Source organism: Streptococcus sp. A25, from assembly GCF_043674095.1.
Taxonomy (GTDB): Bacteria; Bacillota; Bacilli; order Lactobacillales; family Streptococcaceae; genus Streptococcus; species Streptococcus suis_V.
On sequence record NZ_JBIMJO010000009.1, the window covers coordinates 18,687 to 30,719 of the forward strand.

Consider the following 12,033-nt stretch of genomic DNA (forward strand, 5'->3'; position numbering starts at 1 on the left):
TCTTGACAAGTTGTAGATAAAGTTCTATAATTATAACAATTCTAAATAAACTTTAGAATGATTACAATTTGAGGAGTATATAAGATGACAACGAAAGATTTTGGTAAAGCACCATTTGTAACAAATATTGAAGACGCAACCTTGGAAAATACAAACTACCGGACAGCCCTTTGGACTGGGGAACTCTTGCAGGCGACCCTCATGTCGATTCCAGTTGGTGGGGATATTGGCGCGGAAGTGCATGCTGAAAATGATCAATTCTTGCGCGTGGAGCAAGGGAAGGGACGGGTTATCATGGGAACAGATGCGGACAACATTACCCTTGATACAGAAGTAGTTCCAGAATTTGCCATTTTCATTCCAAAAGATACCTACCACAATGTTATCAACATTGGCGATGAGGACTTGAAACTCTATTCTATCTATGGTCCTGCTCACCATGCGCATGGCACTATTCACGAGACTCAGGCTATTGCAATGGCTGCGGAAGAGGCAGAGGAGGCAGGTCGCTAATGCCGATTTTTCAGCTAAATCACGTCGGCTTAGTTCATGCAGACACGACCATTTTGGCGGATATGACGCTCAGTATAGATGCTGGTCAGCGCCTGACCTTGGTTGGTCCGTCCGGGTCTGGTAAGAGTTCGATTTTAAAACTGCTGGCAGGGTTGACTTCTCCTAGTCAAGGACAAGTCCTCTACCAGTCTCAGGATTTGGCACAAATGGATATGCCTCTCTACCGCAGAGAGGTTTCCTATTGTTTCCAGCAGCCAGTTCTCTTTGGGCAAACGGTGCGGGATAACCTTGCCTTTCCTTTTGACATTCGTCAGCTGGATGTTGATGAAGAAAGCACGGTTCAAGCTCTTGCCAAGGTAGATTTGCCAGCGACATTTTTAGACAAGAAAATCTCCGAATTGTCGGGCGGTGAAAAACAGCGCGTGGCCTTGGTCCGCAATCTTCTCTTTGAGCCCCAGGTGCTCTTACTGGACGAAGTGACGGCTGGATTAGACGCGATAAGCAAAGCCTTGGTGCATGACTTGATTGCCGATTACCACAAGGCAGGACACACCATTGTCGAAGTCACGCATGATGCGGAGGAAATAGCAGCAGCCAGCACCATTATCCAGGTAGAGAAGGGGAGGATTGTCCAATGAACCAAGTAAATGTAAGCAATCTTTCTTTGGCCTTGGTCTTTGGTCTGGTCTTGATTGCACTTATCATCAGCCAAAAGGAAAAGCTGGGAATTACCAAAGACATTGTAATGGCCGTCTTGCGGACGGTGGTCCAACTCTTTCTGGTCGGCTATGTCTTGAAGTTTGTCTTTCAAGTGTCCAATGGCTGGTTGAGCTTGGTCATGGTCCTAGTCATTCTCTACAATGCTAGTCGTCAGGCCAATAAGCGTAACCCTGTCGTCAACAAGTCCTTCTGGCATCCCTTCTTTGCGCTTCTGATTTCTACTGGATTGACCTTGAGCATTTTGATTTGGTCGGGGGCTATTAAGTTCATTCCCTCGCAGGTCATTCCTATTTCTGGTATGCTAGCTAGCAATGCCATGTCAGCCATCGGTCTGTCCTATCGGGCTATGTATCGTCTCTTTACGGATAATCGCCAGCAGGTCTTGGAGAAATTGAGTTTGGGCGCGTCTGCCAAATTGGCTTCGCAGGACATTTTGCGCGAAAGTATCAAAACGGGAATGCAGCCGACCATTGACTCAGCCAAGACAGTCGGTCTGGTCAGCCTGCCCGGCATGATGTCTGGTCTGATTTTTGCAGGTGTTGACCCTGTAGCTGCCATTCGTTACCAGATTATGGTCATGTTCATGCTCCTGTCGGCTACCAGTCTGGCCTCCGTTATAGCATCATACGCAGCCTACAAGTCTTATTTTACGGACAAGGCGCAATTGGAATTTGAATAAGAATAAACTGATCTTGAAAAAGGTCAGTTTTTTCTATATCTGCATGATAAATTATGATAAAATAGACTTACATTTACATTGCAAAGGAGACAGTATGACAATCAATTTTAGAGCAGAAGTAGACAAACGCAAGGATGAATTCATGGCGGATTTATTCGACCTCTTGCGCATCAATTCGGAGCGCGACGATAGCCAAGCGGATGCCCAACACCCATTCGGACCGGGTCCTGTCCGTGCCTTGGATAAATTTCTAGAAATTGCTGAGCGTGACGGCTATCCGACCAAAAATGTTGACAATTATGCTGGACATTTTGAGTTCGGTGAAGGCGATGAGGTGCTTGGTATCTTCGGGCATTTGGATGTAGTTCCTGCTGGTAGTGGCTGGAATACAGACCCCTACGATCCACAAATCATCGATGGGAAGCTCTTTGCGCGCGGTTCGTCCGACGACAAGGGGCCGACTATGGCTTGCTACTACGGTTTGAAAATCATCAAAGAATTGGGCTTGCCAATCTCTAAGAAAGTCCGCTTCATCGTAGGTACCGACGAAGAGTCGGGCTGGGCGGACATGGATTATTACTTCGCAAACGTTGGTCTCCCTCTGCCAGATTTCGGATTTTCTCCTGATGCCGAGTTCCCGATTATCAACGGTGAAAAGGGCAACATCACAGCTTATTTGCATTTTGCTGGGGAAAATAGCGGAGCTGCTCAGTTGCATAGCTTTACAGGCGGTCTTCGTGAGAACATGGTGCCTGAGTCCGCGACAGCAGTCATCTCTGGTCAGTTAGATAGTCTTGAGGATAAATTGGCAGCCTTCTCAGCGGAATACGGCGTGTCAGCTAGCGCGGATAATCTGTCTGACGGTCGTGTCCAAGTGACCGTCATCGGAAAATCAGCCCACGGTGCCCACCCAGAAAATGGGGTCAATGGGGCGACCTACTTGGCTAAATTCCTCAACCAGTTTGCCTTTGAAGGTGCAGCCAAGGCTTATTTGGAACTTGCCGGAGAAACTCTATTTGAGGACCACGATGCGAAAAAATTAGGCGTAGCTATCTACGACCAGCAAATGGGTGCCCTGTCCATGAACGCTGGTGTCTTCAAGTTTGATGCAGGCGCAGTAGACAACACCATTGCCCTCAATTTCCGCTATCCAAAAAACACCAGTCCTGAAGTCATCAAGGCTGGCTTGGAGAAATTTGAGGTAGAAAGTGTCAGCCTGTCAGCCCACGGTCACACACCGCATTATTGCCCGATTGACGACCCAATGGTAGCCATTCTCCTGTCTGTTTATGAGAAACACACAGGACTGAAAGGTCACGAGCAAGTCATCGGTGGCGGAACCTTTGGTCGCCTGCTAGAGCGTGGCGTTGCCTATGGAGCCATGTTCCCAGGATACACAGATACCATGCACCAGGCCAATGAATTTGCGGATATAGAAGACCTCTATCGTGCCGCGGCAATTTACGCAGAGGCCATTTATGAGTTGATTAAATAAGAGATGGAAAGACGGGATTTCCGTCTTTTTTAGGAGACACAATATGCAGCTATCCTCCATTCGTCGGGCTATTATGTCTGACCCTGCCAATCAAGTTTTTACACGTCAAGGGATTGAACCGCTCTTTCAGGCGCCTGAGACTGCTCGCATTCTGATTATCGGGCAGGCGCCGGGTTTGAAAACACAAGAAAAAGGTCGACTTTTTGATGATGCTAGTGGCGATAATCTTCGGAATTGGTTGGGGGTGGACCGAGAAACCTTTTATGACTCAGGTCTGTTTGCTATTCTTCCTATGGATTTTTATTATCCTGGTAAGGGTAAGACAGGTGACTTGCCACCGCGCAAGGACTTCGCTGACAAGTGGCATCCGCTCATCTTGCAACATTTGCCTCATATTGATCTGACGCTTTTAATTGGGAGCTATGCTCAGGAAGCTATTTTTGGGAAATCCCAGAGGAACTTGACCGAAAGGGTCCGACATTTTGAGGATTATTTGCCCAGTTATTTTCCTCTGCCTCATCCTTCTCCTAGAAATAATATCTGGAAGGCCAAGCATCCCTGGTTCAAGGAACGTGTCTTACCCAGATTACAGAGGGACATAAAAAATATTGTTCAACAGTGCACAATATGATATAATTGTATATAGAAAATAGATGATTTCTTGTCTTTTTGTGCCGAAGGAGGTGTTGAGATGAGAAAGTATGTGGTATGGCTAGGCGGAATCTTGGTCAGTCTCCTAGTTTTGCTGGCCTTATTTCCGCCAATTGTTAGAGCGGACCAGTTGCCAGATCGGCCGCTGGATACGACGGTAGTAGACCAACAAGGCTACCTATCAGCTGATACAATCGCCAGTATTGACCAAAAGAATCAAGAATGGGAGCGTACCGGTCAAAAATTGCAGGTGGGGGTCTATGTGACGGACCATCTGAATGATGACTTAGAAAGTTTTTCCAATGAGCTCTTTCGTCACTGGCAGGTGGGATTTTCTGGGACGGATAACGGGATTTTGCTGGTCATTGCCATAGATGACAGGCAGTTTCGGATAGAGACCTCGGACAATGCAGCCACCGTCATCAGGGATATAGAGGCCAAAGATATTTTAGATTCCTCCAGGGAGTTTTTCCGCCAGGAGGACTATGATGCTGGTGTCACCTACATTGTCAATTCCATCGGCGACCGCTTTTACGGGACAGACCTGGGAGCCCAGCAGCTGGCTAGCTTAGAAAGTCAAGAAACTTATAGTGACGATGATGTCGGTTCATTTTTCTTCCTCATTATTGTTCTGGTTATTATTTTTATCATTATTGATAAGTCCAGTCGTGGTGGCCGCGGAGGCGGTCCAGGTAGCCTACTTTGGATGTGGGTCGACGATTATCATTATCATCATCACAATCATTCTGACCATTCCTCATCTAGCTTTGGCGGCGGAGGTGGCTGGTCCGGTGGTGGAGGCGGCGGAGGCGGCGCCTCCTCTGGTTGGTAAGAAAAAGAAAGGAAATAGTATGAATAAAAAATGGTTAACCTTCCTCATCCCCTTAGTAGCTTTGCTATTTTTGGGAATAGGAGCAATCGGTCAGTACAATGGTCTGGTGGACAGCCACGCCGAAGTGGAGAACGCCCAGGCCAATGTCCAGACCCAGCTCCAGCGACGTTATGATCTGATTCCCAACGTTGTATCGGCCGTCAAGGGGGCCATGGAGCATGAGAAAGATATTTTTACAGCTATCGCGGATGCGCGTGCCAAGATTGGTTCCAGCCAGCAAGGTTCAGCAGAGTACAATCAGGCTCAGACTCAGCTAGATTCAGCAGTTTCTCGCCTTTTAGTAGTGGCGGAAAATTATCCACAAATCACAGCCAACCAGCAGGTATCGGACTTAATTACCGAGCTTGAAGGCACAGAAAATCGGATTTTAGTGGCCCGCAAGGATTATAATACGGTGGCAACAGCCTACAATAAAAAAATCAGGAAGTTCCCGACCTCTATCTACGCCAATCTTTTTGGCTATGAGAAAGTTAACCTCTTCCAAGCGACTAACGATGCCGCAACAACAGTACCAAGCGTTGATTTACAAGATAAAGAATAGAAGTGAAAAGGAACTCGAGCGAGTTCCTTTTTCTTAGGGGGTAAGCCAGACACCAGCTACATATTCAGATGACAGGCTTGTCTGCTTGAGAATTTCAGAATGTTTGAAATTATAAATGATGACTTGATTATCCTTTGTGAACAGTAATCGTTCTTGATCCAACAGTTGAATATGTTTGATTGGGCTGTCGCTATCAGATAAGTTAGGAAAGGAATGGTAGCTCTCTTCTTGAGTTTCTAAGTTATAGAGGGTGAAATGAGGATATTTGCTAATATAACTATCATGTTCAATCAATAGGAGATGCTTGTCTCCCAGATTGTGAATGGTAGAGGGATGCGGATGAGAGAGCTGGATTTTCCCGATTTCTTTTGTTTTAGGATTGAAGGTCTGCACATCATAAGAGGTTTCCTGTTGCCCATCACCATGATAATAGGTCAAAATCGGGTGATAGACTAGACCATTTTTCAGGATGCCTTGGTGGACTTGATGACTAAGTGGTACCTCAATCTCGTCTACAATTTTCTCAGATTTCTTGTCAAAAATCAGATAGTAAGCACGGGTTTCTTCAGGTTTATCAATTACATACCTGTGACCGTACAGAACAAGCAAATCGCCAGAATCGGTCATGATGCTAGGCAGGGTAGAAAAATCTTCAGGCAGAGTAAGCTGTCCAGCCTCTTTGCCACTCGTATCAAACCAAGTCAGGTGCCTACCAGCCATATAGAGATGGTGCTCGTCGCTCCCTGCAATGTAATCATGAAACTTGGTGGCTTTCTGGGAAATCGTACCTGTTTCAAAATCCAGCGAAGTGACATTTTCTGCGTAGGATTTTGGGGCGCTGCTTGAGAGCATCAGATAACGATTTTGGAGCTTGTGGCTATTTCCGAGAGGGAAATCAATGCCTCCCATCTCTTGTCGATTCAAGAGCTTGAGGTCATTTCCTTCTAGTTGATAGGTCTCAATCTGATTAGGATAAATAATATACATTGAAGCTGAATCTTGGAGTTCAAACTTGGTATGACCAGAGGTTAATAGTTTCCAGCTGATGACACCTAGCACAAGGAGAAAAACGGTAGATAGCAGAATGATAATTTTTTTCATGACCATCCCTCCTTTATGACGTTATTATAACAAATATTTTGTAAAAAAACAATCAAAACAAAAATGAAAAAGCAAGAATAAAAAAGAAAAATCCATGTAAATAACTTGCATTACATGAATAGGGATTACTTGCTTATTTGCCTGAATAAATGCCACTAGACTGCTGTTTAGTCAAGCATTTTTCTAGGATGAGCGTTGTGAAAGTGCCCATGGAAGCCTTGCAGCTCTTCAGTAAGCACGATCTCCACACCTAAATTTCCTTACTTTCCAAGACAGAATTGGCTAAAGAGCTGGGTGATGAGTTCGTCTGGAGCGGCATCGCCTGTGATTTCTCCCAAAATCTGCCAACAGCGGGTCAGGTCAACCTGTAACAAGTCGACAGGCATGCCCATTTCCAGTCCGTCATTGACAGCTTGCAGGCTTTGGACGGCTTGTTCAATCAGGGAAATGTGGCGAGAATTGGAGAGGTAGGTGGCATCTTGCTCTACCAGACCAGCATTTTCAAAGAAGAGCTGGTTGATTTTTTCTTCAATCTGGTCGATGTTCTGGTTTTTTAAGACGGAAATGCGGATGACCTCCTCAGGCAGTTGGTCTGCTTCAATCTGCTCTTCCAGGTCGGTCTTGTTGAGCAGGAGAATGCGGTTGGCCATGTCTGAAATGGCTAGGAGATTGCGGTCTTGCTCGGTCAGGGGTTCAGATGCGTTGAGGACTAGAAGGATGAGGTCGGCCTCCTCAAGGGCTTTTTTAGACCGTTCCACGCCGATTTTTTCAACGATGTCGTCTGTTTCACGGATACCTGCTGTATCAATCAGCTTGAGGGGGACGCCTTTGATGTTTACGTATTCTTCGATAACGTCGCGGGTTGTTCCTGCGATGTCTGTAACGATGGCTTTTTCCTCACGGAGGAGGTTATTGAGCAGGCTGGATTTTCCCACATTGGGACGACCGATAATGGCAGTTGCGATGCCTTCACGCAGGATTTTTCCACGGCGGGCAGTGCGGAGGAGATTTTCTAGAAGAGCTTGGAACTGGAGGGTTTTCTCGCGGACCAGCTCTGTCGTCGCCTCCTCAACGTCGTCGTACTCAGGGTAGTCGATGTTGACCTCGATCTGTGCCAGTGTGTTGAGAATCTCTTGGCGCGTGTCGTTGATGAGCTGGGAGAGGGAGCCGTCAAGCTGGCGGACGGCATTGTGCATGGCCTTGTCGGTCTTGGCACGGATGACATCCATGACAGCTTCGGCCTGGGTCAAATCCACACGGCCGTTGAGAAAGGCCCGCTTGGTAAACTCGCCTGGCTCAGCCATTCGAGCCCCTTGGCGAATCAGGAGCTGGAGGATTTCGTTGGTAACGGCGATGCCTCCGTGGGTATTAATCTCGATGACATCTTCGCGCGTGAAGGTCTTTGGGGAACGCATGGCCCCAATCATGACCTCATCAAGCACTTGCCCCGTCGCAGGGTCAATAATGTGGCCGTAGTTGAGGCTGTGGCTGGGAACAGTCGCCAAATCCTTGCCCTTGAAAACCTTGCTGGCAATGGCAAAAGCTTCGGTTCCTGATAGGCGGACAATGCCGATAGCGCCCTCACCCAAGGGAGTCGATATGGCAGTAATGGTGTCAAATTCTTTGGTAATCATAATTTTTACTTTCTAAGAAACTGTATTCACAAGTAAGGTAAACTTATATAAAAGTGCCAAGCTCTGAATGCAGCTTCTAACATTTCCTATGTATCAGTTTATCATGGAAAGCAAAAAATCGCATGAGATTGGAACGTCTATCGGATTTCTAGTATAACATAAAATAGACAATGGCGATATACTGCAGGGCTGAGGCTAGGAGGATAAACAAGTGCCAAATCATGTGAAAATAGGGTCGTTTCTTAGCATAAAAGAGAGCACCGATTGAATAAGACAATCCCCCAGCCAACATGAGGAGCCCGAAAGTCAGATTGGTCTGTTGGAAAATGGCCGGCAGGATAAAAATGATGAGCCAGCCCATAATCAGATAGAGTGCCAAACTAAATTTTTCATTGATTTCTTTGGCGAATATTTTGTAGAGAATGCCGAAAATCGTAATGCCCCACTGCAAGCTGATAATCAGATAGCCCAACCAACCACCGACTAAGGAGAGAGCAACAGGTGTATAGCTGCCCGCAATGGCGATGTAAATCATACTATGGTCAATCATCCGCAAAACATACTTATGGACCGAAGTATAGGGCATGGAATGATAGATAGAAGAAGAGAGGAACATCAGGAACAGACTGCTGACAAAAATGGACATTCCAACTACAGCAGTGATATTGTAATCCTTAAAGGCATGCACAGCGGTAACGGGCAGTAGAGCCAGCATCAGAAGGGCACCAATAGCATGCGTGACGCTGTTAGCGACTTCTTCGCCGAATGTTAAGGGAATACTGAGTTTCATTTTGTAATCCATGACTAGCCTCTTTCTAATTCTAAAGCCAGCTGATGCGTCTTGTGGTATAGTTTCAAGGTCTGGCAAGCATAACGAATGATTTCAGGAGCTGTCTCCATCTCATTTTCATTCATACAATCCACAAAATAATTGTAGAGCCTATCTGAAGAGTAGTGGGACTGTAAGATATTCAGGGTCTGGCTAATTTCTTGGATGGAAAATACATTCTTCAAACAAGTCAGCGCAATCAGTCGAGCCAAATGGTGTTTCTGGTATTTCTTTTTGATAGGCTTTTCCAAATGCTTGTGTTTGACATAATTGTTCACCATAGATGCAGTCAGCCCCTTGTCCTCCTTAGACGGTGAAAACTGCGTAGCCTGATGGACATAGAGCAAGACCTGATCTAGATACAAATCAATCTCTGGTAAGTCTTCCCAATAGGGCAATTGATGATCGCTTTCGTTTTTATATAATCTAGTATTCATAACTAGATTATATAATCATAAAAATAATTTGTCAATTGAAAATATAAAAATTCCTCCAGAACCACCTAGTCTGGAGGGATAATCTAGTTTAAGATAGCGTTAGGTCGCACCATTTTATAGAGAGAATAGGCACCGTCTAAGTTCTTTACATCGAAACCATGTTGTTTTAACAAACGTTCAGCAATATAAGAACGGAGACCGCTATGACAGCTGACGATGTAGCGCTCATTTTTATCTAATTCATTCATTCGGTCACGGAGTTGATCGAGTGGAATATGTATATAATCTTTAAAATGACCTTTTCGCACTTCATTATGATTCCGGACATCCAATAAAATAGCACCATTTTCCAACTCTAGCTCCAATTGATGCCACTGGATATTCTCACTCAATCCTTCTGCGATATTGAGGGCTGCGTAGCCAATCATGTTGACCGGATCTTTAGCCGAGCCAAATGGAGGTGCGTAGGTCAACTCAAGTTCTGGTAAATCAAAAATTGTCAAACCAGCCTTAATAGCTGTCGCAATTACATCAATGCGTTTATCAACCCCTTTTTGGCCAACAGCCTGCGCCCCATAAATTTTGCCATCAACTGGTGAAAAAATCAACTTGAGGACAATATCGGTTGCACCCGGATAGTAACCGGCATGATCCTTGCCTGTTGTATGTACGACCGCATGGTTAAATCCAAGCGTCTGAACCGTCCGTTCGTTTAGACCGGTGGTGGCTGCGACTAGGTCAAATACTTTAACGATGGCTGTCCCGATAGACCCTTTATTGATACGTTTTAAACCAGCAATGACATCAGCAACCTGTCTACCTTGTCGATTGGCAGGAGAGGCTAGAGAAATCAAAGCGTCTTGCCCGGTTATCTCTTGCTTAACCACGATAGCATCACCTACCGCATAAATATTTGGTAGATTGGTCTGATAATTTTCATCAACCAAAATACCACCGCGAAGTCCCACTGCGATTCCTGCATCAGCAGCTAATGTTGAATCTGGCTGTACCCCGACAGATAAGATTGTCAAGTCAGAAGAAATTGTTTCCCCATTTGCTAAAAATAATACTTGTCCATTGTGGCTGAAACCTGTCACAGACTGACCCGTGAGGACACGAATTCCTTTCGATATTAGTTCAGCCTCAATAAAGCTAGCCATTTCTTCATCCAAAGGCGGCAAGACATGAGGAGCTTGTTCAATCAGTGTGACGTCCAGTCCCTTGAGTGCCAAATTTTCAGCCATTTCCAAACCAATAAAACCAGCACCGATGACAACTGCTTTCCCATTTTCTACTTTCTTCAGTTGTGTCATGATTTTTTCCAAATCAGGTACATTTCGCAAAGTAAACAAATTGGTTGCATTTTCTATACCCTCTAGGGTAGGAATAAAGGGCTTTGCCCCTGGCGATACAATCAATTTATCATAAGTTTCTTCGACCTGCCCATTTGGAGTTTGGACAGTGACCGTTTGTTTGTCAGGGTGGATGTTAATGACTTCGTGAAAAGGCCGAACATCCAGATTAAATCGCTCTTGTAAACTTTCTGGTGTTTGGAGTAATAGACTGCTTTGATCTGCAATTTCTCCAGAAATGTGATAGGGAAGTCCGCAATTAGCGAAGGAGACGTATGGACCTTTTTCAAATACGATAATTTCGGCATCCTCCATCAGACGACGGAGACGAGTAGCAGCGGACATTCCTCCCGCAACACCACCAATAATTAGAATTTTCATTTATTGATCTCCTTTGATAGGACCGTTCCAGGCATTCATTCCGCCACGAACATTCAGTGCATGGTATCCAAGACTAGTCAAATACTCAGTAGCCCGTTGACTGCGCATGCCTGATTGACAAATGACGAGATACTGTTTCGTTTTATCGCCTTTGAAGTTTTCAAGTTGACTCAGTGGGCTATTGATTGCTTGTGCAATATGTCCAGAATTAAATTCATTGACTTCTCTGACATCCAATAATATAGTATTGGGTTCTTGTAAGGCTTGTGGCAGTTCTGCCACAGTAAGACTCTCAGAAGATGAAAAGATTCCTGATAAGATTTGTTTAAGCATGTGTCCTCCTCTTAGATACCCTATAGGGTATTTTAAATATAACAAAGATGAGGATAACTTGTCAAGTTTTTGAATTGACTTTTTTACAAACAATCGGTACCATATAAAATATGAAGACAGATAAAAAAGATATGATGAACCGATTAAAACGCGCAGAAGGTCAACTTCGCGGTATTCAAAAAATGGTTGAAGAAGAACAAGAATGTATAGATATTGTAACGCAGCTTAGTGCAGTCCGATCCAGTATTAATAGCATGATGGGAATTGCCATTGCACAAAAAGTTCAATCCTGTATTGAACATCCTTCTGATGACCCAGAGGAGCAAGAGAGACGATTGCAAGAGTCAATCAAATTAATTATTAAAAAATAGGAACAATAGAATAATCTAACAATATTTCAGAGAATTTCTTAAGAATTTGTTAGTCTTAGAATAAAAAAGTTTCAAAATTTTCTATGAATTTCTTCGGAGATTTA

Annotated in this window: 14 protein-coding genes; 8 read left to right on the forward strand and 6 right to left on the reverse strand. The window is 44.8% G+C overall.

What is annotated here, in order from left to right:
• Window positions 1-84 precede the first annotated feature (84 nt).
• The 7 genes from ACHBID_RS05165 to ACHBID_RS05195 all read left to right on the forward strand — a co-directional run bounded on the left by ACHBID_RS05165 (window position 85) and on the right by ACHBID_RS05195 (window position 5,491).
• A complete protein-coding gene (locus ACHBID_RS05165) occupies window positions 85-513 on the forward strand; it encodes a cupin domain-containing protein (protein ID WP_394731797.1) in 429 nt (142 codons plus the stop codon).
• Window positions 513-1,151, forward strand: coding sequence for an ATP-binding cassette domain-containing protein (locus tag ACHBID_RS05170; protein ID WP_105161194.1), 639 nt, complete (start codon window positions 513-515; stop codon window positions 1,149-1,151). The genes ACHBID_RS05165 and ACHBID_RS05170 overlap by 1 nt, the downstream gene beginning before the upstream one ends.
• Window positions 1,148-1,912, forward strand: coding sequence for an ABC transporter permease (locus ACHBID_RS05175; RefSeq protein WP_105161195.1), 765 nt, complete (start codon window positions 1,148-1,150; stop codon window positions 1,910-1,912). Before ACHBID_RS05170 ends, ACHBID_RS05175 begins: the two co-directional genes overlap by 4 nt.
• A gap of 94 nt (window positions 1,913-2,006) precedes the next feature.
• Window positions 2,007-3,407 (forward strand): dipeptidase PepV, encoded by a 1,401-nt coding sequence (pepV, locus tag ACHBID_RS05180; RefSeq protein ID WP_394731796.1) that lies wholly within the window; start codon window positions 2,007-2,009, stop codon window positions 3,405-3,407.
• A gap of 43 nt (window positions 3,408-3,450) precedes the next feature.
• A complete protein-coding gene (locus ACHBID_RS05185) occupies window positions 3,451-4,038 on the forward strand; it encodes a uracil-DNA glycosylase family protein (protein ID WP_105110596.1) in 588 nt (195 codons plus the stop codon).
• A 60-nt stretch (window positions 4,039-4,098) separates the two neighbouring features.
• Entirely contained in the window at window positions 4,099-4,890 is a 792-nt protein-coding gene (locus ACHBID_RS05190; protein WP_394731795.1) for a TPM domain-containing protein, read from the forward strand.
• Between the two features lie 19 nt (window positions 4,891-4,909).
• Window positions 4,910-5,491, forward strand: a complete 582-nt coding sequence (locus tag ACHBID_RS05195) for a LemA family protein (protein ID WP_105122781.1) — start codon at window positions 4,910-4,912, stop codon at window positions 5,489-5,491.
• A 33-nt stretch (window positions 5,492-5,524) separates the two neighbouring features.
• On the opposite strand, the gene ACHBID_RS05200 is transcribed toward ACHBID_RS05195, so the two are convergent.
• From ACHBID_RS05200 to ACHBID_RS05225, 6 genes are all read right to left on the reverse strand, one after another.
• The gene (locus tag ACHBID_RS05200) at window positions 5,525-6,592 is read right to left on the reverse strand and encodes a hypothetical protein (protein WP_394731794.1); all 1,068 of its coding nucleotides are present in this window, start codon (window positions 6,590-6,592) and stop codon (window positions 5,525-5,527) included.
• 260 nt (window positions 6,593-6,852) lie between these two features.
• Window positions 6,853-8,226 carry a tRNA uridine-5-carboxymethylaminomethyl(34) synthesis GTPase MnmE gene (mnmE, locus tag ACHBID_RS05205; protein WP_394731793.1) on the reverse strand — a complete coding sequence of 458 codons (1,374 nt, stop codon included), beginning with the start codon at window positions 8,224-8,226 and terminating at the stop codon, window positions 6,853-6,855.
• A 148-nt stretch (window positions 8,227-8,374) separates the two neighbouring features.
• The gene (locus tag ACHBID_RS05210; RefSeq protein WP_172058886.1) at window positions 8,375-9,028 is read right to left on the reverse strand and encodes a hemolysin III family protein; all 654 of its coding nucleotides are present in this window, start codon (window positions 9,026-9,028) and stop codon (window positions 8,375-8,377) included.
• Between the two features lie 2 nt (window positions 9,029-9,030).
• Complete coding sequence (locus ACHBID_RS05215; protein WP_394731792.1) at window positions 9,031-9,492, reverse strand: DUF1836 domain-containing protein; 462 nt, start codon at window positions 9,490-9,492, stop codon at window positions 9,031-9,033.
• An 83-nt stretch (window positions 9,493-9,575) separates the two neighbouring features.
• Complete coding sequence (locus tag ACHBID_RS05220) at window positions 9,576-11,225, reverse strand: FAD-dependent oxidoreductase (RefSeq protein ID WP_394731791.1); 1,650 nt, start codon at window positions 11,223-11,225, stop codon at window positions 9,576-9,578.
• Window positions 11,226-11,558, reverse strand: coding sequence for a rhodanese-like domain-containing protein (locus ACHBID_RS05225; RefSeq protein ID WP_394731790.1), 333 nt, complete (start codon window positions 11,556-11,558; stop codon window positions 11,226-11,228).
• A gap of 110 nt (window positions 11,559-11,668) precedes the next feature.
• Between ACHBID_RS05225 and ACHBID_RS05230 the strand changes: the two genes are divergently transcribed.
• The gene (locus tag ACHBID_RS05230) at window positions 11,669-11,929 is read left to right on the forward strand and encodes a metal-sensitive transcriptional regulator (RefSeq protein WP_105110583.1); all 261 of its coding nucleotides are present in this window, start codon (window positions 11,669-11,671) and stop codon (window positions 11,927-11,929) included.
• The last annotated feature ends 104 nt before the right edge of the window (window positions 11,930-12,033 follow it).